The organism is Paenibacillus sp. YAE3 (assembly GCF_057546105.1).
In genome coordinates, this window is sequence record NZ_BAAIYF010000004.1 from 380,098 (window position 1) to 402,032 (window position 21,935).

General features: G+C 51.1%; 20 protein-coding genes and 1 pseudogene. 15 read left to right on the forward strand and 6 right to left on the reverse strand.

Going from position 1 to position 21,935, the window contains the following annotated elements:
- Positions 1-3 precede the first annotated feature (3 nt).
- Entirely contained in the window at positions 4-135 is a 132-nt protein-coding gene (locus AC27KL_RS10450; RefSeq protein ID WP_487169604.1) for an IS3 family transposase, read from the forward strand.
- Between the two features lie 103 nt (positions 136-238).
- Here AC27KL_RS10450 and AC27KL_RS10455 read toward each other — a convergent pair.
- Positions 239-388, reverse strand: a pseudogene (locus AC27KL_RS10455) (helix-turn-helix domain-containing protein); the annotation flags it as partial.
- Between the two features lie 262 nt (positions 389-650).
- On the opposite strand from AC27KL_RS10455, the gene AC27KL_RS10460 reads away from it, so the two are divergent.
- From AC27KL_RS10460 to AC27KL_RS10475, 4 genes are all read left to right on the forward strand, one after another.
- Positions 651-1,403 carry a fibronectin type III-like domain-contianing protein gene (locus tag AC27KL_RS10460; protein WP_487169605.1) on the forward strand — a complete coding sequence of 251 codons (753 nt, stop codon included), beginning with the start codon at positions 651-653 and terminating at the stop codon, positions 1,401-1,403.
- Positions 1,404-1,853: 450 nt separating this feature from the next.
- Entirely contained in the window at positions 1,854-2,246 is a 393-nt protein-coding gene (locus AC27KL_RS10465) for a hypothetical protein (RefSeq protein WP_487169606.1), read from the forward strand.
- 433 nt (positions 2,247-2,679) lie between these two features.
- Positions 2,680-3,213: an RNA polymerase sigma factor gene (locus tag AC27KL_RS10470; RefSeq protein WP_487169607.1), complete on the forward strand. Its 534-nt coding sequence runs from the start codon at positions 2,680-2,682 to the stop codon at positions 3,211-3,213.
- Positions 3,200-4,843, forward strand: a complete 1,644-nt coding sequence (locus AC27KL_RS10475; RefSeq protein WP_487169608.1) for a DUF4179 domain-containing protein — start codon at positions 3,200-3,202, stop codon at positions 4,841-4,843. The genes AC27KL_RS10470 and AC27KL_RS10475 overlap by 14 nt, the downstream gene beginning before the upstream one ends.
- A gap of 750 nt (positions 4,844-5,593) precedes the next feature.
- Here AC27KL_RS10475 and AC27KL_RS10480 read toward each other — a convergent pair.
- Together AC27KL_RS10480 and AC27KL_RS10485 are read right to left on the reverse strand one after the other, a co-directional pair.
- Positions 5,594-6,274, reverse strand: coding sequence for a transcriptional regulator (locus AC27KL_RS10480; protein WP_487169609.1), 681 nt, complete (start codon positions 6,272-6,274; stop codon positions 5,594-5,596).
- Positions 6,275-7,581: 1,307 nt separating this feature from the next.
- Positions 7,582-8,337: an alpha/beta hydrolase family protein gene (locus AC27KL_RS10485; RefSeq protein WP_339321759.1), complete on the reverse strand. Its 756-nt coding sequence runs from the start codon at positions 8,335-8,337 to the stop codon at positions 7,582-7,584.
- A 500-nt stretch (positions 8,338-8,837) separates the two neighbouring features.
- On the opposite strand from AC27KL_RS10485, the gene AC27KL_RS10490 reads away from it, so the two are divergent.
- The 3 genes from AC27KL_RS10490 to AC27KL_RS10500 all read left to right on the forward strand — a co-directional run bounded on the left by AC27KL_RS10490 (position 8,838) and on the right by AC27KL_RS10500 (position 12,833).
- Positions 8,838-10,058 (forward strand): TcaA NTF2-like domain-containing protein, encoded by a 1,221-nt coding sequence (locus AC27KL_RS10490; RefSeq protein WP_339321758.1) that lies wholly within the window; start codon positions 8,838-8,840, stop codon positions 10,056-10,058.
- A 562-nt stretch (positions 10,059-10,620) separates the two neighbouring features.
- Entirely contained in the window at positions 10,621-12,180 is a 1,560-nt protein-coding gene (locus AC27KL_RS10495; RefSeq protein WP_487169610.1) for an FAD-dependent oxidoreductase, read from the forward strand.
- A gap of 155 nt (positions 12,181-12,335) precedes the next feature.
- Positions 12,336-12,833, forward strand: a complete 498-nt coding sequence (locus AC27KL_RS10500) for a DinB family protein (RefSeq protein ID WP_339325210.1) — start codon at positions 12,336-12,338, stop codon at positions 12,831-12,833.
- A gap of 229 nt (positions 12,834-13,062) precedes the next feature.
- Here the strand turns inward: AC27KL_RS10500 and AC27KL_RS10505 are convergent, their stop codons facing one another.
- A complete protein-coding gene (locus AC27KL_RS10505) occupies positions 13,063-13,653 on the reverse strand; it encodes a hypothetical protein (RefSeq protein WP_339321756.1) in 591 nt (196 codons plus the stop codon).
- 213 nt (positions 13,654-13,866) lie between these two features.
- Positions 13,867-14,889 carry a hypothetical protein gene (locus AC27KL_RS10510; protein ID WP_339321755.1) on the reverse strand — a complete coding sequence of 341 codons (1,023 nt, stop codon included), beginning with the start codon at positions 14,887-14,889 and terminating at the stop codon, positions 13,867-13,869.
- A gap of 249 nt (positions 14,890-15,138) precedes the next feature.
- Between AC27KL_RS10510 and AC27KL_RS10515 the strand changes: the two genes are divergently transcribed.
- Genes AC27KL_RS10515 through AC27KL_RS10535 form a run of 5 tightly spaced genes read left to right on the forward strand, consistent with a single transcriptional unit; the run spans position 15,139 to position 19,130 of the window.
- Entirely contained in the window at positions 15,139-15,324 is a 186-nt protein-coding gene (locus tag AC27KL_RS10515) for a hypothetical protein (RefSeq protein ID WP_339321754.1), read from the forward strand.
- An 8-nt stretch (positions 15,325-15,332) separates the two neighbouring features.
- Positions 15,333-16,037, forward strand: coding sequence for an ATP-binding cassette domain-containing protein (locus tag AC27KL_RS10520; RefSeq protein WP_339321753.1), 705 nt, complete (start codon positions 15,333-15,335; stop codon positions 16,035-16,037).
- A complete protein-coding gene (locus AC27KL_RS10525; RefSeq protein WP_339321752.1) occupies positions 16,030-17,160 on the forward strand; it encodes a hypothetical protein in 1,131 nt (376 codons plus the stop codon). Before AC27KL_RS10520 ends, AC27KL_RS10525 begins: the two co-directional genes overlap by 8 nt.
- A 33-nt stretch (positions 17,161-17,193) precedes the next feature.
- Complete coding sequence (locus AC27KL_RS10530) at positions 17,194-18,387, forward strand: sensor histidine kinase (protein ID WP_339321751.1); 1,194 nt, start codon at positions 17,194-17,196, stop codon at positions 18,385-18,387.
- The gene (locus AC27KL_RS10535; protein ID WP_339321750.1) at positions 18,387-19,130 is read left to right on the forward strand and encodes a LytR/AlgR family response regulator transcription factor; all 744 of its coding nucleotides are present in this window, start codon (positions 18,387-18,389) and stop codon (positions 19,128-19,130) included. Before AC27KL_RS10530 ends, AC27KL_RS10535 begins: the two co-directional genes overlap by 1 nt.
- A gap of 199 nt (positions 19,131-19,329) precedes the next feature.
- On the opposite strand, the gene AC27KL_RS10540 is transcribed toward AC27KL_RS10535, so the two are convergent.
- A complete protein-coding gene (locus AC27KL_RS10540) occupies positions 19,330-19,788 on the reverse strand; it encodes an N-acetyltransferase (RefSeq protein WP_339321749.1) in 459 nt (152 codons plus the stop codon).
- 342 nt (positions 19,789-20,130) lie between these two features.
- Here AC27KL_RS10540 and AC27KL_RS10545 point away from each other — a divergent pair, with 342 nt between their 5' ends.
- Both AC27KL_RS10545 and AC27KL_RS10550 read left to right on the forward strand, forming a co-directional pair.
- On the forward strand, positions 20,131-20,805 hold the full coding sequence (locus AC27KL_RS10545) for a response regulator transcription factor (protein WP_487169611.1): 675 nt from the start codon (positions 20,131-20,133) through the stop codon (positions 20,803-20,805).
- A complete protein-coding gene (locus AC27KL_RS10550; protein WP_487169612.1) occupies positions 20,790-21,899 on the forward strand; it encodes a HAMP domain-containing sensor histidine kinase in 1,110 nt (369 codons plus the stop codon). Before AC27KL_RS10545 ends, AC27KL_RS10550 begins: the two co-directional genes overlap by 16 nt.
- The last annotated feature ends 36 nt before the right edge of the window (positions 21,900-21,935 follow it).

Consider the following 21,935-nt stretch of genomic DNA (forward strand, 5'->3'; position numbering starts at 1 on the left):
TCCATGGAGAGTTTCTTCTCGCATCTCAAAACGGAAGGACTCTATCCTTATGATCTACGAAATCTGGAAGTAGCACAAAGGCGAATTGAGAAATACATACGTTTTTACAACCAAAGACGACCACAACGTAAATAGTGACCCACTTCTGATTCGGACGGTCCGCATGGAACTCTCTGTTCAACAAATTATCGGATACTACGTAAGCCTCCTTTTTACCATAAAACCTTTTCTTCTTTCGGATTTGTGCTTGTATGCCCATCTGTTTCATTAAGCGATAAACCCTTTTATGGTTTACATGTAATCCGTACGTTTTATTTTGCCATATTTGCATCCTTGGGTAGCCTAGTATGCCTCTGAGGCGCTGATGGCCCTCTAAAATCTTCTCCTTTAGAGTTTGATCCTCTAGTTGTTTAGGTAAGAACGTATGACGTCTTCGTCGCCATTTGTACTATCCACTCCTAGAAACTTGAGCGATTCTACAAAGCATTGAGATCCTGTATCCCGCAATTGCCAACTGCTCTATGACGACATACTCAGCGATTCTACTTACAGTTTGCTTCGCCCCCTTTGTAGTGAGGTTCGGGCACACGAACCCTTCAGGCAAGCTGTCGGAGACCTTCCCGGTCAAGCTGTCGGATAACCCGTCGCATATGCGGATTCAGGGTGAAAACGGCAAGCTGTATTATCGTGAAGGACTGTTTATCGGCTATCGTTACTACGACCGGAAGGAAATGGCTCCGCAGTTTCCGTTCGGACATGGTTTGTCGTACACGACATTTAAGTACACGGATCTTCAAGCGGCACAGCATGAGAAGGGAGTTACCGTTTCCCTCCAAGTAGAAAATACCGGAAAGCGCACCGGAAAGGAAACCGTTCAATTGTATGTCCATGATGAGGAATGCAAATGGGTGCGTCCCGAAAAGGAGCTTAAAGCTTTTGCAAAAATCGAGCTCGCGCCGGGCGAGAAGCGGAAGATCGTTTTTGAGCTTGAAGAAAGAGATTTTGCCTATTACAACACGAAATACAATCGCTGGGTAGCAGAAAGCGGATATTTCCAACTCTGCGCAGGCAGCTCGTCCCGCGATATCCGAGTGACAAACCGGCTGTTCTGCGACTTCGGCAAGGAAGAAATCACGTTCCATAAATTCAGCTTGCTTAATGAATGGGTGAGCGACCCGATCGCAAAGGATGTATTGGAAGAGTGCATCGATGAAATGAACAAGCACGTGAAGGACAAAGTATCTCTCCAGGATGAGTTCCTGGGATTTTGGGAGGACTTCCCGGTCATTAAAATCTTCCAGATGTTCGGGCAAAACTGGATGATGGAGCGGTCTCCGGATGAGGTCGTCAGCGAGCTGATCGAACGTGTGAACGAGAAACGGCTCGAGGCGCAGCAAGTCTAAATCTTATTTAACTTAATCATGTCGACAAACATTATATAGGTCCGTTCGTTTAAGGAGGATGTCATTCCATGGCATCCTTCTCTTTTATTGGGGGAGTCGGACGGGCTGCTGAGTGAGTTTAACCAAACATGGAAAGCAGAAAAAGGGGGGACTGTAATGCGGACCGGGATTCAAGTACAGATTACAATAATCTTGGACCCGGAGCATGATAATGTCCAACGCTTGATTTTTACCAATAAAATAGAGAAAATACAGGTATCATCCTTTTTTTCTTATTCCCTACATAAAGCAACTGTAATTACTGCGATTATTTCGTTATTAATGGGAACGACAAGTGCTTTTGCTTCCCGCAATTATCCCCATGTGTATATTAATTAGACATTTATACGAGCGTAACGCATCAATAGCTTTGACAATCGAATGGTCTCGATGCCAAGGGGGAGTACATGAATGAAGATCGGATATGGCCAGCTTTTGGCGAAGGTTCAAAATCCGGAACGGCGGCTCGTTAAATTTCGGGAATTTGGAATATCATGTTTTCTGATTTTTATTTTATGTGTTACTGGTTGTTCCCCAAAAGATGAACCTTTTAATCATTCAAGCCTAAATCAAGACTTTCCAGTCCCGAAAACAGCCGAACTTCAGGAGAAACAGGAATACTCGGAAGAGTACGCCTTCAAAGACGTTAAAGAAGAAAACGGACTGCCGGACTATTATCGCAAAGAAATAGAGAGACGAGGCTGGATAGAAGCAGATCGATTGGGCTCAAAATATACCTTTCAGAACGAGGACAAGAAAATCCATTTAATAGTATTAACGGAAAAAATAATAATCCAGCTCTAGAGCTAATTAAAGCCCCTCTTTGGCGTCATTTTAATGAAATGGGGGACAAAAGGGCTGTTTTGGAAAAAATGCCCGACTTGTATATGACGAACTGCGATGCACGCATCTAATCGGTTCCCCGATAGGTGCGTTTTTTATTGTTTGAAGTGGATTATAATGGGAAACGCCTTGTGAACACGCTACTGCCCGGCATACGTAATCCGGAAAGGGAAATGGTGTTCCTTGTGCTGCGGCTCCCTTTAGTAAGTTACTCGAAACACTTGATCGTAAAAATCTACTGCTCTTGATGTTGAGCTTTATGACTTGAATATGCCGTCAGTTGAAGTCGAATCCGCTGCTCCACAGCCTTTGTTGCCGGACTCCGAAAAAAAAGTGAGCCGGATTCTACGCTGACTTGTCTATAATATATCCCAACAAGAAAGGAGAGCCGGGCGTGACCGAGCATGAACTGTTTCATACGTACAACAAAGACGTCTACCGTACATGTCTGTATATGCTCAAAAACAGCCAGGATGCCGAGGATGTATGCCACGACGTATTCGTTACGGTGTTCCGCCAGGACTGGAGCAGCGTGACGAATTTGAAGGCCTGGATTATGCGTATTACGATGAACCATTGCCTCAACGTGATCCGCAAAAACAAAACGAAGCACGAGAAGCAAGGACAACTGCAATGGCTTCATGATCAAGCAAGCCGGGCCGTAAGTCCGGTTGACAGCATCGTCGTAAACAAGCTTTCTTACGATGAACTGGAGCTTCAACTGCTTCAGCTGCCGGAGAAACTGCTTAGCGTCGTTACGCTGCGATATATCGGCGATCTGTCCATTAAAGAAATTGCAGATACGCTCCGCATTCCCCAGAATACCGTCCGGTCCAGGTTGTACAAAGCGCTCAAGCTGATCCGCAAAAAACTGGAGCGCCAGGAACAATATATCATGAGGGGAGAGAATCGTTTTGGAATCTATTGAGCTCAACGTTAGAAATCACATGAAGCGTACGGAACCGGTGCAGTATCCCGACTTTGATCAAATGCTGAGCAGCATTGAAAAAAATGAACTGAGGATCGTAGACGAAACATATCACAGACCGCAGCGGCGCAAAGCGAGTGTGGCGATCATTGCGGGTGTGTCTGTGGCCGTTCTCGCAACGCCTGTTTATGCAGCCGTTCAATACGATTGGAGCAGTATTTTGTCCAAGAAACCAGGCATTGAAGCAGCCCTTAAGGCCGGTTATGGTCAGAAGGTGGAGCAGAGTGTAACGGATCATGGCGTCACTTTGACGGTGCATACCGCTTTTACCGATGAGAACCGGACGGTCCTCCTGTACACGTTAAAACCGGAAGAAGCCACCCGAGGACAAGAGATCCGATACGACCGGATCGTCCTCAAGGACAGCAGCGGCGCCCCCATTGAAGGGCATTATGTTCAGAAGTGGAACGCGGAGCAGGGCGTGTATCAGGGATATTTTGAGACGAATTGGGTGATGAAAGAGGACCTGTCCAAGCTTCAATTTTCCGTAACGAATGTCCGGTATCTCGAGGATCTGGAGCAGGAGATCCATTGGAATCCAAACGATCCGGGCACTCAGCAATTCACCATTCAAAAGGACGGCATCCAAACGGTGAAAATACAGGCCTTGGCATCCTCTCCGGGTCAAATCCTGCTTAACTCCTCCGTAACCTTTACAGACGCTGCGGTTCAGGAGCAGACTTGGGCCAGAATCGCCGCGTACGACAGCCTCGGTAACACAATCAGGGAAACGGAATCCCCTGCCTATGGTACAAGCGGTGCGACCGGGGAGTATACAAGCCAACAGAAGTTTAGCGAGCAGCTGCTGAAGAAAAAAGGGAACCGTTTCGCTTTGGTATATACCCATGAGAAGGGGCGGACTGACGGCACGTGGAACGTGAATCTCTCTTTGTCCCGGAAGCAGATGGAGAGCGGCTCGTTCAGAAAAAGTATGGATATTCCGCTGCATACCTTGTCCGAAGAGGCGAGCATCCGTGAACTGGTTGTCACACCGACCCAAATTAGGCTCGTTCTGAATCATCAGGACCGCCGATTCCGAATGCCTTACCAAACCTTGCAATTGGATGTTGGCGGCCGGGTATTTGAAGGGGAAGTTGGACTGGAGGAGGGGGATTCCCATGCCGGTAAGACCGTTCTCCGATTTGAGCCTACGGACTCCATTACCGTGGATATCGCTTCTCTAGAGAACACACCAATCACGCTGATCGGCAAGGAACGGGTGGATGTTCATAAGGGCAGCGATGTTCCCGTCCGTCTGACCGATATTTCCTCACAGCCGCAGACGATACGGACGAGCTACGAAGGATATCCGGTCCATTGGACCTATTATATCAAGGACAATAACCTGTACGTCGAATCCGAAAGCGCGGCTGCAAGCTTTGGCGGCATCAATCAAACCTATTTCTTTGAGGGGAAAGAATCGATGTACCTGATTCCGCAGTTTTATTTTGGTTCGGGCAACAAGCATACCGATATGTACAAAAACTTCAACGGTACCGATCTGGACCTGTACGTATGGAACTACACCACCAAAAATCCGGATGACGAGCTTCGAGTAAAACTAAACTAAAGAACGCACAGCTTTATCAAAACTTGCGAAGCAGCTGCCTGCCGGGCGGCTGTCTTTTTCATTATGCGCAGAGATTTGCGCCAACCTGCTATGAGTTTGCTGCGTTTTATTTATAACTATAAAAAGGGAATATGATTTCAACACTCACTTTGAAGAAGTTCAACGTCCTCTGACTGTCTGCGGAGGCACAATCAAGGTATAAGTTCGCTACTAGCGCGTAAGCTGGTTCTCAAATTCTAACGGTTGTGACATCGCTTATGTAGCTTAAAATGGTTCTCTGTACGTTCTAACGGTTACTAATGAGCTTATTTGCAAGAGTACCGTAAGAAGTTCCGTCATAATGCCCAAATAACGTCAACCAGAACCGTTAAAGCTTCAAAACTTCCATTTTATCGGGATTAACCGCTGTGGCAACCGTTAGAAATTTATTTCCCACTTTGACTCGTCCGCTCACTTTGACTACATCTTCTCGCGTTCAATTGTTTCCTCAACCTTTTCCCATCATCCCCCAGGCGCTTATTTGTCTCATCGATCGCTTCACTTCATCCCCTTGCGTTCAAATTTTCTTTTCAGGTTCACCCAATCTCTTCCGTTCACTTACCTTTCCCGTCATTTATCTCCTTGCGTTCAATTTTCTTCTTCCGTTCACTTCATTTGCTCATTGGTTTAACGAGCGTGCTGCTTCACTATGGACAAAGGGCGTTAACAACGTCTTCATCGCGGGATTTTCCTTGCCGGGATGTCCTTGAACTAGCGGTGCGGATCAATCGGACTTTCGACATGATCCCCGGGTAGCCGGTAAGTACGATATCGTTGTTTTCCGCTGGCCACCTCCAGCAGTTTTTTCTCCAAAAGGGCGCGAAGGATAACTCGTGTGCGATGTTCAGAAAGCTGCAAATGGCTTGACAGCTCCATCGGCGTAAAGGGCCGCAGCAGTCGATGAGCATACCTCAGGGTTTCGGCCTCTGCCCAATGGAGTCCGGAAGGTACGGCGCTGCCTAGAAACTTTCCAACGAAGGACAGAACGAGCTGCTTGCATACCCCGGGATCATCCCGGATGGATAAGTAGGCAATCGTAAGGATTAGCCAGTCATCCAAAACCAGCAGGGACTGCTTCATGCATAAATCTTTGAATCGGCTGACTTCAATATCCCTGGCATGGCTTCGGTAATCCTGAATTTCGATACATCCTTTGACGTTCCCGGGCATGTACGCAAGGTCCAGATAGCGATACCCGTTATTAAAATCCCTCACTTCGTATTCAGGGTACAAATGATCCAGATTGCCTATGGCCGGAAACCAGACCAAGCGCAAAAAATCAAGCGATCCGCGGCTTAATCCTTTCCGGAGTATCTCCCGTCTTCTTGGGCTTTTCTCTTCGGCAATCTGTTGCTCCATCCAACTTTGATAGATTTCATCAAACCTGCTCATTTCATTTCACATCCGATCCGAAAAATAAAAAAAACCGCCCCGATACATCCATGCTCGCATGAACATGACGTAACAAAGCGGTATGTGCTTCACACCTTATAATTGCATACAATGTACCATTAAAAGGGAAAATATTCAAGCTTAACTGCTCCATTGGAGCATTGAAACCGACCCAATCTTGGGCAAAAGAAGTCAGGTTAAGCTATAGTCTTCATAAAATTTGAGGACGCCTGGTCGGGCATGTTTGGTTCTCACAGGGATCGTGCCGCTGCATTGAAATGGCAGAATGCCGCGATTCATTCATGAACGTACTCTCTAGAATCCATAACACCAAAAAGACATCCATTGGGGGCCCTTTTTGAGGGGAAGAGCACTTGCTCCAGGGGAGGAGTCCCGCACTGATGACCGAGTTCAAATTCTAACGGTTGTGACAGCGTCTATGTAGCTCAAAATAGCTATCTGCAAATTCTAACGGTTACCAGCGAGCTTATTGACGAGATTATCCCCTGATGTTCCTCCATATTGCCTAAATAACGTCAATCAGAACCGTTAAAATTCCAAAAGCAACAATTTCTTGGCATTAAGCGCAGTGGCAACCGTTAGAACCGTGTTAACTCCGCGTTCATCAACATTTCTTCACCATCTGCATGTGCCTTGCGAGCGCCTAACACTTCACCATCAGCATGACACCCCGCGCCGGCCTAACACTTCACCATCAGCATGACACCCCGCGCCGGCCTAACACTTCACCATCAGCATGACACCCCGCGCCGGCCTAACACTTCACCTTGAGCATGACACCCCGCGTCATCCTAACACTTCACCTTCAGCATAACTCCCCCGCGTCCGCCTAACACTTCACCTTGAGCACGTCACCCCGCGTCGTCCTAACACTTCACCTTGAGCACGTCACCCCGCGTCCGCCTAACATCTCACCATCAGCATGACCCCCCGCGTCGTCCTAACGCTTCACCATCAGCATGACACCCCGCGAGCGCCTAACACTTCACCATCAGCATAACTCCTCGCGTCCGCCTTACTCTCCACGATCACCGTTGTCTTCTCACGATCGCAAACTCCCCGCGCAACCCGCCACTTTCAAAGTAGCTTCATTCCCGCAAGGGCGGTTACACCGCCAACGCCGAAATCGGAGCCAGCCGCAACCATTGCTTTCCTTTTCGCTAGCGGACATCAGCCATTTTCCCCAACGCAACTGCCAACACAACAGGGCGCGACGAACAATTCGGGTCCGATGCAGCAATTTATCGCCAATCCATTTACGGCAACCGTTCAAATACGGAAACCGTTCAAATATTCGCCTTCACAAATTCATACGTCATTTCGGCTACGCGCCGATTTCCCGCCTCCGTAAAACCATGGCCCTCGCCTGGAAATATCTCGATCCTCCCACGAGGATATAATTGTGAAGCTTTTTTGCCATACTCAAGCGCCACGATCGCATCTTGATCGCCATGAAATACCAGAACATTTTTGTTATATCTGCCTACATGTTCGAATACGTCGTACCCGTGAATCGTCTCGAAAAACGCCCGGCCGAGCGTCATTCCCCACAGCTCTTGCGTGTCCGGAATGCTTTCAAGCGTAGGAAATCTTTCGTTCCATTGGTCCGGGATGCAGAATGCCGGATATAATAACAGAACGCCTTTCACGTCATCCATACGCTCCTCGGCGGTCAACGCCGTGACCAACCCCCCTTGGCTGCCTCCAAACAGAAAAATATGGTCCGCATCGATGTTTTCCCATGTTTTCACATGATCCAGTACGGCGCATAAATCTTCTTTCTCCGTAAACAAGGTCATTTCCGTCGTCTTAAGATCGCTTTTTGAATTCACGGAACCGCCGCAGAAATCAAAACAATACGCCCCCACGCCACGGGACGCCATATATTCGGCATGCATCGTAAAATCGGCATTTGTTCCGTTGTAGCCATGACTGAAAATAACGACGGGACACTTTTTTTCATGCTTTGGCATATAGGAAATGCCGAAAATGTCCCTGCCGCGATGTGCGATTTTTACTGCGTTTGTTATGTAATCGTTCATGCTGGAACCCCCGTTCTTTGAATTTTGCTTACATAGGGATACCCGTGGTTGCTTCTCCAAGCAATACATTGCCGCATTCCAAACAACCAGAGCTTACCTACCAAATTATACTGTATTTGAGCATCTTAGGAATGACTTGTGGTATTTTTTTGGCTTCCGGAGCGGAAAGTTCATTTTGCAGAAAATGGACCGGCCGGGCGGATCTTCCTGCGATGGGGAAACATCGGCATAATCGGAAAACAGAGTGCAGACGTCGAAACTTGCGCAAAAAGTATTGATACTACGAACGGGTTGCCTGTAAAATAGGAAAATATGACCAGTATGGAGGTATAGGTAAAATGGACGAGCTGACGGTCGCCCCCCCTAAAAAACGCAAGTTATGGATATGGATCCCGATATCCGCTCTTTGCATATGCGTGCTGGGCGCAATAGGCCTATTTAGCTATGAGAAATATGAAAGTTATAGCGCAGCACGAGATTACGAGAAACAATTTTCCGCATTGCAGCAAAAGGCAAAGACGTTTGCCGACAAAATCAACTCGACGCCGGATGAATCCTTGAGTTTCCCGGAGCTGGTGGATTACTACCAGAAACTGAAGAAGGAAAACACGTTCGAAGACCAGCTTAAAGATTTAAACAACAATCCCAAATACGCAAGCGTCAAAAACAAAATGTCGGCCGATGCCTTAATGATGACAAAAGCTTCGAATGAGCTGAATCAAATTTTGGGCGACATCGACAATATCCAAGTCTTATTGCAGAAAAATGCCGTCCTGGACGACGACATCCTAGTGCTGGAGACCTCCACGACCACGACCATCGGCGACTACGATTCCAAAGTATCCGACTTGATCGGTCAAAACAACCAAATCCGCGACGAGCTGGCGGGAACGCTGGTCCACAATTATTTGAAGCATGCGCATAATCGGTTTCTGGAGGCCATTACATACCGTGGAAAATATTTGACGGAGAGCAGGGCGGCCAACGATGCTTATGTGGCGGCGATCGAAGCCGGGGAAGAATCCGAGAGGCAAAGCCGATTGGCTCAACAATACATCAAGGAGGGCAACAACAGCTTTTATTTTAGCAGCGCATACTATAATTTATCCGACGAGGCCTATCAAAACGCATCCGACAATAACGAGATCGTCAAAGAAAAGCTTCAGCAGCAGGAAAGCCATCGGCGGGAAGCGGCTCGCATGCTCGAAAAGTACCAGCAACTGATCAATCTGACGGGCAATCCGCAAAGCGAAGTGCTGGTAAACGGAGCAACCAACCCGAATCAACCTAATTCCGCCGTATCCGCTGCCAAGAAAGACGTTCAGGTTAGCGGAGAACACCCTGCGGAACACATTCCGGACATTACCATCAAAGCGGCCATGGTCGGTTATTTGAACAGCGCGGTTCGGGCGACCTCCAACTATGATTTCAGCGTCATGGAGCCGTATCTGAATCCGTCGGGCAAGGCATACAAGGAGGCCAAGGACTATTTGGGTTACTTGCAGAAAAAAGGCATCTATGAGGAGCTTATTTCTTCCGAGGTGACTTCGATTCAGCGGTTGTCCGAGGAGCGGTTTAAAGCGTATACCCGGGAAACGTACAACATTTATTACAACGACGGATCCATGAAAACCAAATCGTTCAAATCCCAATTTATTTTGGTCCGTACGGATCAAGGGGTTCAAGTCGATGAATTGTTGCGTACCGATCAAATCAAATAAAGCGGCGCACAAACTTTAAAAATAGGAAAGGGGAGCAGCTGCATTGGCCGATGCTGGATGTTTTGAAGGCTCATGAGCTTTTGGCCAGGGACATTATTGACGGCACTTTTGCGTCGCCCGATTTTCATGATGCGGTTCAACTGCATAAGCTGCTGGAGTCCGTCCGAACCGCTGCCGCTACCGGCTGCAAAATAGCGCCTTGTTCAATAAGGTGAATCGTTGCTTTCCGATCAACACCCGGCTATCGATGCGATGGTCGGGTGTTTTTTAGCTTAAGAAAGTCACAAACCATTGTACCGTTTTTTCCATCGGAATCTGCTGGCGAAAATCATTCAACAGGTCATGCTATTCGTGGATGAGCATATGGATGAAAATATGACCCGAGAAGATGCTGAAAATGGAGCGGGCCATCCGTCGGCTGCAAGTCGAGCGGGTAATGGTCCATGAGGTGGCGGATCTGGATTAGCAATATGGATCCTTAGTTTTTTGCGAGGGTGTTCAAGAAGCACGCGGGCAAAAGCCCGCCGGACTTCCAATAAAGCAGGAAAAAGGAGGCGGCAACATGAAGGAACAAACAGCGGATATCGTGATCATCGGCGGCAGCGTTGGCGGCGTGGCCGCGGCGCTGGCGGCTTGCAGGCTTGGGAAAAAGGTGATTCTGACCGAGGAATGCGCCTGGATCGGCGGACAGCTGACGAATCAGGCGGTACCGCCGGATGAGCATCAATGGATCGAGCAGTTCGGGGCGACGCGCAGCTATCGCGATTACCGGGAGCAGGTTCGCCGGTATTACCGGACGTTTTTTCCGCTGACCGCGGACGCTGCTGTCCAGCCGCTGCTCAATCCGGGCAATGCCCTGGTCAGCCGAATCAGCCACGACCCGAGGGTTGCCCATGCCGTGCTGCAGGCAATGCTTGCCCCGTACGAACATAGCGGCCGATTGCGTATTTTTACCGGTTGGAAGGCTACCGGCTGCGAAGCGGACAACGGTCAGGTCAGAGCGGTCACGGTTACGCAGCTGGGCAGCGGCGACGAAATGGCCTTGTCCGGCCGTTTCGTGCTGGACGCGACGGAATGCGGCGACTTGCTCCCGCTTGCCGGCATCGACTACGTCACGGGGGCCGAATCCCGGCTTGAAACCGGGGAACCGCATGCCTTGGAGGGAGCCGCCGACCCGATGGACATGCAGGCGGTGACGCACTGCTTTGCGGTGGACTACCTGGAAGGCGAAGACCATACGATCGATAAACCGAAAGATTACGAGTTTTGGCGGCAATATCAGGCGGATTTTTGGCCGGAACGCCAGCTGAGCTGGTTTTCGCCGCAGCCGCGGACGCTGAAAAAGGTCGAATACGCGCTGTTTCCGCGGGACGGACTTTTTTCGTTGTGGAATTACCGGAGGATCATCGACAAGAAGCTTTTCCGCGAAGGCGCTTTTGCCAGCGACATCACGATCGTGAACTGGCCGCAAAACGACTATTGGCTGGGCCCGGTCATTGACGTGCCGGAGGAGGAGCGGCTCCGCCATTTGGAGGGCGCCCGCCAGCTCAGCCTTTCGCTGCTGTATTGGATGCAGACCGAAGCGCCAAGGCCGGACGGCAAGCAGGGATACCCGGGACTTCGGCTGCGAGCGGACGTGTGCGGGACGGACGACGGGCTGGCCCAACAGGTCTATATTCGGGAATCGCGGCGAATCCGCGCGCGGTTTACAGTCAAGGAGCAGCACGTCAATCCGGACTGTACGGGCACGAAGCTGGCCGCGCCGTTTCGCGACTCCGTCGGCATCGGCTTCTATCACATCGACCTGCATCCGAGCACGGCGGGACGAAATTACATCGACGTGGAAAGCGTTCCGTTCCAGATTCCTTTGGGAAGCCTGATTCCGGAGCACGGCGGCAATCTTCTGCCGGCCTGCAAAAATATCGGGACGACCCACATTACGAACGGCTGCTACCGCCTGCACCCGGTGGAATGGAATATCGGCGAGGCGGCGGGTTTGCTGGCTGCATTTTGCCTGAATCGCGGGTCAATGCCCTCGGATGTTCATGAGCAAGGCTCCCTGCTGGAGGATTTTCAGCGCTTGCTTCAGGACCAGGGCATTGAACTGTCTTGGCCGCTTTAGCGGGAAACTTTGGCCACAAGGGGATCATTCCGAATCGCTAATAAAAATGATGATTATGACAGACCCTGTCACTATTAGCGGTTATGATGAAAATGTACCGACCGATGCTGATCAGGCGGCGGCGGCAAGCTCATTCAAGAAAGGATGAATCCATGATGTATGTGACGGTTTCGGATTTGATCAAGGAATGGAACAAGGAAGCTGCATTAACCCAAAACATTTTGAACGCCTTGACCGATGAATCATTAAAGCAGCAGGTGTATCCCGGAGGGCGTACGCTGGGAAGGATTGCGTGGCATTTCGTCTCGAACATCCCGGATTACTTGACCGAATTCGGGGTTGCGACCGAGCGGGTGCCCAATCCGGATGATGTGCCTTCCGCCCAAGAAATCGCCGAGACTTTTAAAAAGATAAGCGAGCGTGCAGCCCAAGCGGTTGAAAAACAATGGACGGACGACGATTTGAAGCAGGTGCAGAACGCTTTTGGCAGACAGGAAACGAATGCGTCCATCTTTATGGGATTGATCAAACATATCGTCCATCACCGGGGACAGGTTACCGTGCTTATGCGTCAGGCGGGATTAAATATCCCTGCGGTGTATGGGCCCTCCAAGGAAGGTTGGATACAAATGGGGGTTACGCCGCCGGTTTAAAAGAGCTGAAGGCAAAAAGCAATGTTGGGGTTAAGAGCTAATATCATGCAAGGAAGAGGCTATCCCGCGGACGCGAAGTCCGAGGGGTAGCTTTTTTATGCTTTTTCCACCCTTTCCACAGCAAAAAGCAGCCCTTCCGGGCCGCTCCTCAGGCGCGCATGGCCGGTTTTAGCGTCCGCCGCTTTGGTTTTTCCGGTCCTGCGGCTGCTCCCTTTTGAATCACGGGTTGTTACGAACGGGGTTTGCTTTTCAGCCATTCCTCGAACTGATGCAGCGTCCTGACGTGATCGTCCAGCACGGCGGTATAAATGTCGAAGCTTTTCACTTCTTTTCCGTATTCGGGGCGCGATGCCCATGCCTGTTTGATCGTCAGGATGGATTCGCGCAGCTCGGGGGTGAGCCGCTTGGGCAACGTTTCGATATGCTTCAGGTCCGGCTGCTTGTCCGGCTCGTCCACGAACCATATATCCAGTTTCCAATCCATGCCGCTTTGAGCCCGGTATTTTAATCCGATGTAAAACCCGTCGGGGTAGTTGATATCTGTATTCCAGATCCCCGTATCGTTCAGGAAGCGAAGCTCCCTGATGCCCTGCTTGACCATCAGCATCGTGGCGATTTCCGCCACTTGATCCATGTCGAGTTTGGGGCAGACCACGGTTATGTCCAGATCCCTCCATGCCATTAATCCGAGAGCTGCGCTGCCGACCCGTACCGGATTGCCGGCTAATGACAGCAGGTCGTCCATGTCCAGCTCTTCCGCTACCCTGCTTGCTTCGGCCTGCAGCTGATCCTGGCGCCTCAATAATTCATTTTCGCACATGTTGATTCACGCTCCATTCCATAGAAAACGATTTGAACCTTGCAATGCCTGCCTCTTTTTAAGGGCCTAACGCTGCAAAAGCGTCGCAGCCCCTGCAAACTTTCGGCAAGGGCATGCGACGCGCAAAGTCCAAGACACCCGGGCCGCTGCATCTCTTCTTGGCCCGGGTGTCTTTCACCGCAAAGAACTTTGTTTTTATTTCCTCCGGCGGGATCAGTTGCGAACGCCGTTCGCCGGCGTTACCTTAAGGGCGTAGAACGCTCCTTTTTTGTTGATTTTTCCGCTGATGGTCGGAGCGCCTTTTTTGGTGAAGGTGTATTCGTTTTTCTTGATCTGTACCGAATAACCGTTCATTTGAAGTCCGAAGATGGATTTGACTTTCGGTTTGGCCGCGGCAAGGGCCTGGTTTTTGCTGAGCACGGGTTTGGCGAACGATTTGGCGAAATCCTGGTCGTTAGCCCAATCCTGGCCATGCAGATTTTCCACTTCCCACACTTTGCCGGTTTTGACGCCGATCGCTACATGGTTGACATTTTCGTTGTCCTGGAAGTTCCAGACGAATTCCTTGTCCCCCTTTTTCTCGCGCGAAGCAAATTGGAGAGGCTTGATCACGTGGCTGCCGAGCGATTTAAGGGAACGGTTCGCCTTGTTGACCAGGGCAGCCTGCATGTTCTTCAAAGGATACGTGATGCTGGCCGTGATCTGGTTGCCTTGATCCAAATCGATGTACAGGCTCTGGCTGTTCCCCCAGAGAACCCAGTAGTTCCGCGGAACGTTATCCTGATAAGGGGAGTACACCCGCCAGATGGCTTCCGTTTTGAATTTGCGGTCGGTATCGAAGGTTTTCAGGAACGAGGCCGTTTTGTTGGCGAGCGTCGCCCCCAGCACAGCGTTCGTATTGGAAGTTTTGTAAATGATGCTGGTCGACTCGACCCGTTTTTTGGCCGGATTGTACAGCTGCTCGAATTCCGCCTTCACGGCCCCGTTGACGTAGCCGCTGATGATCCAGGTGGCTCCGGCGGTATCCGCTTGCGTGAAATCGATCTTGCCTTTTCCGGCGAGCTTATTCAAAACTTTCGTCAATTCGTTCAGCGTTGCCTGATCCAGCCCGGCAGGGGCGGATTGAGCGATTTGCACATCGGCCTGGCTTGTCTGAGGCGCAGCATAGATGGGAGCGGCCGACAACAGCAGCGACAGGGCCGCGGCGGATAAAGTGATGGATTTGAATTTTTTCATTTTGTTTCCCTCCTGTGTCTTGATCCACAGATGTGTTCGTGGTTTACAGATATTAGACGAAGGAAATCAGGGATATGTTTCATTTTTAGGCAAGCTTATCCTGAACGTGCTCGATTTTGTCCTGAACGTCATGCCGGAACTCTTCGGAAGCACTGTCGGAGCGAATGAGCCGCCGGAGAAGACAAAACGGCAGGCGAGTACCGTTCAAGATGTTACAATGGCGGCATCAACGTCGAAGGAGGAGCTGCGATGCTGCTGAATTCCAAAAAGAAAAAAATGTTATTTTATGGCATCATGGTCGCCGTATGGGGAGGCGCAGGCATCATATATGCGGTCAAAAGCAACCCGCTGTTCTCCATCGCGGCATTTGTGGTTGCGCTCGCCATGGCGGCCAAACTTTACGGCGCGGTCAAAAGCCCGGACCGGGAAGGTTAGGTGCGGACATGATCCTTGAAACCAGGCATGTAACGGGCTGGTATACGAAACATGCGCCGGTGATCCGGCAGGTGAATCTGAAAATCGAGCCGGGAAAAGTATATGCGCTGCTGGGCGCCAACGGCGCGGGAAAAACGACGCTGCTGAACGTCCTGGCTTCGATTCACGGCCAATACAGCGGGGAGGTCCGTTATTGCGGCGAGAAGCTGACGGGCAAAAACGACAAGCGGGTGAAGCGTTATCGGTATTTCATACCGGATCATCCCGCCTTGTTCGACGAAATGTCGCCGCTTGCTTTTATGGATTTCGTGCACCGCTTATACGGAAAAACGGTGGATTCGCCACGGTTGGCGGCGTTATGCGAGACCTTCGGCTTCGAGACGTTCCTTCACCGGAAGATCGGCGCCTTGTCGCTGGGCAACAGGCAGAAGACGGCACTGATCAACGGGCTGCTGCTGGAATGTCCGCTGCTGATTCTGGACGAACCGCTGGTCGGCCTGGACGCCGTCGCGATCGAACGGATTTACGGGGAACTGCGCGCTTATGCGAAGCGGGGGAATGCCGTGCTGCTGTCCACGCATTTATTCCCCATCGTTAGCCGGATCTGCGATGAGGCTTTGATTTTGCACCAGGGAACGATACGGGAAACTGTCGCCGTAAATGGGGAAGAGCAGGTCAAAGCGGCGTTTTTTCGGGTGATCGGCCATGAATGACGTTCGCGCCTTGTTTCGCGTGCTGCTGCTGGACGAAATCAAGGGGAGGCGGCCGCTGAAGGAATTGGCGGCGATCCTCGTGCTCATCGTCGTCCTGTTTTGCGTCGTTCCTTCGGAATATACGGCTGTTCAAGCCCGATCCCTCGGCGTTCTCTTGAAAGGAACGGCGGCCGCCGCCCTGTATTTGTCCTTGCTTTCCGGCTTATCCAAGCTCAAGGACCGGAAATACAAGCTGCTGCTCGCCATGCCGGTGGGGAAAACGACGCTGATGTTGCTGTATGCCGCCGTCGTATGGGTCAAACATATCGGGTTCCGGGTGATGCCCTTTGTGTTGGCCATTCTTGCCTCAAACGTTTCATACAGAAACATTACGTTGCTGGAGGGCGCAGGCACGTGGCTGATGTGCGCGGCCGCCGGGCTGGCAGCGTGCTGGTGCGGCATAAGCGCGGTCTTCTTTTTGGACGACCGGGGGTTTTTGCGGTCTAGGCCCGAAAGATCGGCGATGAAGTTTGGCTGGATCAGAAGAGAGTTCGTGCGTTTTGCGGGCGAAAAGGTGCTTTTCCTGAACCATATCGGATATTCGCTGTTTCTGGTTTTTTTCTTGTACATGTCCACCGCGGTCTCCCGCGCCGGCGTAGAGTTGATCCTGTTTTTGCTGGTGCTGCTGTCGACATGCTCGACTCCCGGGGTGCTGTTTTCTTGGGAGAAACCGTACCGCCAGCTGCTTCTGTCGCTGCCCGTCTCCCGCGGCGGCCTATTCGCCGGCAAATATATATTCGCCTTGGCGATCATGTTTCCCTTATATGCCGCTGCCTACGGCATCGTTTGCGCATTTGGGCCCGGCCTGGATCGCTGGGGGCTGCTTGCGATGATGGCGATATCCCTCGGATTAACGACGCTCGTCAAGCTGTATTACGATATGAAGCGGCCGAATTTCGATTGGAGCCATCCCCGCCAAATGTTCGAACATAAACGGAAGTATATGCTGTGGCTGATCTCGGTCACCGTCTCGGCTCCCTTGATGGTATACTCTTATATGTCGATCTGGTTTGCAGGGGCCTTGCAGATGGTTTTTGCAGGGTGCCTTCTGTATGCAATCCGAAAAGGGAGGACCCAAAGGTAATGGAATTTGGTGTGCGGAAGCCGGTGGCTCGGCATGGATTTTAGTACGGCATGGATTGTCCTGTTGTTTTTTGTGCTGTTTTTTTTGAAAACGAAAGACGCGGCGGCAGCGGCCTTGTTCGGCGTGCTTAATTTCGTGAATTGCCTGTTCGCCATGCAAATCAGCCGGATCGTTATGGACGAGATGCTGAAGGTCCGGGACCCGGCCGCGGAACAACTTTTTCTGTTTGCGTTCATCGGGGTCGTCGCGTATCTGGCCGGCAGGTTATTTCGGGGCGGCGGGAGCCGGAGCGGCTTTGGGGCGCAGCATCTGTTCTCTTTGCGCCAGCGTATATGGATCACGTTCGGCAATATGTGCATGATGATGGGCGGCGTCTATCTTTCGCTCTTTTTTTTCGCCAATGCCGGCGGGGGACAGGACATGGTGCTGCACACCCTGCTGCTGACCGTCTATATGGCGGTCATCGTTTCAAGCCACCGGCTATATACATACACGTTCAAAAAGGAAATGGAGAAGCGGCAGTTGAAGCAGGAACTGGGGCAGCTTGAAAAATACGCGGATTCCCTGGAGGACGTGCTGCATGACATGCGGATATTCAAACATGATTATGCCAACATTTTGTCCACTCTGCAGGGGTTCATCGAGGAAGAAAAATACGAGGAACTGAAAACCTATTTCTATCGGGACGTATGCGCTTATTCGGACAAGCTGCTGCAGATGAACACGAGGTTGTCCCTGCTTGGGCGCATCAAGATCACGCCGCTCAAGGGCATGATTTCCTCGAAAATGTTGAAGGCTCTCGCGGAGCAAATCGACGTGTTTGTCGACATCGAGGAAGACATCCATGAGGTGGACATTTCCGCGCTTGATTTGTGCCGGATCATGGGAATCCTGCTGGACAACGCCATCGAAGCCGCCCGGGAAACGACGGAACCGATCATCAGGCTGGGGATCGTATCCCGTAAGGACAAGGTTTTGTTTATCGTCCAAAACAGCTGCCCGGTACGGACGCCCCCAATCTATAAAATGTTTGAAGCGGGATTTTCCACGAAAGGGGAGAACCGGGGCATCGGTTTGCCCGCCGTGCGCGAATTGCTCGACCGCAAATATCCCGAAGCCATCCTGGACACGGAAATCGATCCCGAATCGATGATATTGACGCAGCGGCTCGTGGTCCGAACAGCCGTCCGCGAACAAACGAATCCGAAAGCAGAGGAGATGACGTGATGCTTAACGTTTATATATGCGAGGATAACGAGCGGCAGCGCGAACAAATCGAACGGCTCGTGACGCATTCGATCATCAAGCACAAGCTGGATATGGAGGTGGCCTGCTCGACGGGGGATTACCGCGAATTGCTCGAACAGTCCGGGAAAGACGGCCATCCGTCCTTGTTTTTGCTGGACATCGATCTGAAAGCCGACATCAACGGCATTCAGCTTGGGGGGATGCTGCGCGACCGGAACCCCGATTGCCTGATCGCGTTTATCACCACCCATTCGGAGCTGAGTTATTTGACCTTCCAATACAAAGTGGAGGCGTTTGATTTTATGATCAAGGATGACCCCGGCCAATTCGCCTTGAGGCTGGAGGACTGCCTTCGCAAGGCGTATGAGCGGCATTTGAAAAAGGGCGGCGATCCGCGCCGGATGACGATCGAAACCGAAGAATCCATCATCAACGTCAAATATGAGGACGTGCTTTTTTTCGAAACGTCGTTTTCGCCCCACAAAATCAAGCTGCATGAGCGAAACAGGCAGATCGAATTTTACGGAACGTTGAAGGAGCTCGAAACACAGCTGGACGACCGGTTTTACCGCTGCCACAAGGCATACATCGTCAATCTGGACAATATACGCGAAATTGACAAGCGGAAACGGATCATCCTGATGGCCAACGGCGAAACCTGTTACGTATCCTTCCGGTATTACGGCGGGCTGGTTCAGGCGATGAAGGAGAGGACGGGGTGACCGTTCGCAGCAAGGTTGGGGGCGATGAGCCGGCGACTTGGCAAAAGCAAAAACAAGCCGATTTCGGTCCAGAACCGATCGTCGGCTTGTTTTTTTGCTATAAGGGAGGCGCAAAAATTTTACGCTAAATCCTGGCGGCCGAAAAGCCTGCTCATCTGCTCGACTACCCCTTTTTTAAGAAGAGGTTGCGGCGAGGGGGCTATGAACAGGAAGAAGCCTGCCATCCCATGACGAATTCCGCTTGTCCCGTCTCCTCGTCCACGGTTTCCTCCAAGACGGTAAAGCCTTGACGTTCATAAAAAAGAATCGCATTTTCGTTGTCCTTGTATACTTTGAGCTCGAGTTTCGGAACGCGTTCCTTGGCGTATTCCATCAGAGCCCGGCCGTAACCTTTGCCCTGATGGTCCGGGTGCACGAACAAAGCGGCGAGCAGATGCTGAACGACCGAAATAAATCCTGCGATTTCCCCTTCGTTCTCCAGCACGTAGCTTTCGGCCATCGGCAGGTAAACGCTGCGCATGTCCTCCTGCTTGGAATGCCAATAGGCGCCATCGATGAAATGGTGCGCTTGTTCGGATGCGGCCAGCCATATGCTGATGACGGCGTCCATATCCTCTTCGTTCATGAGGCGGATTTGCATCGTTTCGACTCCTTTCATTGCTTCTGTAATCCAGACCCGAGTGTAAAAGTTTTCCTGATCGGTGTCAATACATCGATAGAATAGAATCCAATCAAGGTCCCGCGGGTACGGCCCGTTTCATTATTTTGGAGAGTCTGTCACATGGGCGCGGGTTCCGTTCGTAGTATATAGATATAAAGGGGGAAGAAACGCATGAGCTTAAGGAGCGACCAAGAGCTGAAAGAGCTCATTCTGCAAACGGAACCGCCGGAAGCTGACCTTTTGGCATTTGTTACGGACAAGCGAATCTATATGATTATAATAAAAGAATAACATTTCAGATTTAGGCACTCATTTCGAGTCGTGGATCAGGGAGGAACGATGAACCATATTTTGATCGTCGATGACGAAGAAGACCTGCGCAAGCTGCTGTCGGACTATTTTGAGGTCAACGGATACGCCGTCATGACGGCAAAGGACGGGAACGAGGCGCTGCGGAAGCTTGATAAACAGCCGGATATCGTGCTGCTCGATATCAATATGCCCGAAATGAACGGGCTGGACTTATGCCGGAAGATCCGGAGCTTCGTGTCCTGCCCGATTTTATTTCTGACGGCGAGATTGGAGGATGCCGATAAAATATCCGGTTTTCAGGCCGGCGGGGACGATTATATCCAAAAGCCGTTCAGCATCCATGAGCTTGGCGCCAGGGTGGAAGCGCACCTGCGCCGGGAAATGAGGAATCGGCAAAAATCTTCGGTCAGGTTCAGCGAAGAGCTGGCCATCGATTATTCGGAGCGGGCGCTGTACGGTTACGGCCGGCAAATTCCGCTGGCAAAAAAAGAGTTCGACATCGTCGAGCTTCTGTCCGCGCATCCCGGCATGGTTTTTGATAAAGAGCGTATTTACGAACGGGTTTGGGGACCGGACGAAGAAGGCGAAAGCTCCGTGGTCGCGGAGCATGTCCGGCGCATCCGGAACAAGCTGAAGGAGCATGGCTGCGAGGGCTGGATCGAAACCGTCTGGGGGGTGGGATACAAATGGCGAAAATCCTGAGCCGGTTTCGATTGAAAAATATGAGCATGCTGCAAACGTTTATCCTGTTTCATTGCCTCTACTTGGCCGCCGTTCTAACTGCCATCGTGTTCGAGTTCGATTGGGCCGCCCGCCTACAGCTGCGTTTTGCCGGCCACCCTTACGGGAACGATTGGGTTTTGCCGGCTCAGATCGCGGCCATGCTGCTGACGGTCGGCATCGGCCTCGTCATCATGGGCAGCCTTTTTTATCGGCTGAAATTAAAAAAACCTTTGGACGTGCTTATGAGCGCATCGGAGAAAATATCGGCGAACGATCTCGGGTTTCATGTGGTTTATGACGGCAGGGACGAGATGGGCGAGCTGTGCCGGGCGTTTGAAAAGATGCGCAGCCAGATGGAGAACAATTTTAAAGCCCTATGGCGTTCGGTAGAGGAACGCAATCAACTGAATGCGATCTTTGCCCACGATCTGAGGACGCCGCTTTCCGTCATGAAAGGATATGTTGAATTCACTGCCGCCTATTTGCCGCAAAAAAAGATCTCCGAAGAAAAACTTCTGGAAACGATGCAAACGATGCAAACTCATATTTTGCGGATGGAGCGTTACGTAGAGGCCATGAACTCGATTCAGAAGCTGGAGGACATACCGGTTAACCGGCGGGAGACGGCGTTCGCGCTCCTGATCGGCCAGCTGGATGACACCGCCCGGCGGATCGCCGGCCATCACGGGAAAACGTTCGGCTCGCGCCAAGCCGCGGATTCGGCGAAGGTGTTGGTCGATACGGATCTTGCGATGCAGGTGTTCGAAAATATGATGGCCAATGCGGCGCGTTATGCCGCCGGCCGGATCGAAGCCGAGTACGTTGTCGCAAACGGCATGTTGACGATCACCGTCGCGGATGACGGCCCGGGGTTCTCCGGTGAAGCGCTGCAAAAGGCTTTGCTCCCTTTTTACCGGAGCGAGGGACCGGAAGCAAGCGGGCATCAAGGATTGGGATTATATATTTGCTCAGTGCTTTGCCGGAAACATCAGGGCGGCTTGCGGGCCGCAAACGGTCCCCTTGGCGGCGGCATGGTAACCGCAAGTTTTTATGCCGAGTTGATAAATCGTTGAAAATTGTAAGATAGCATAGCCTTATCCCAAGATAAG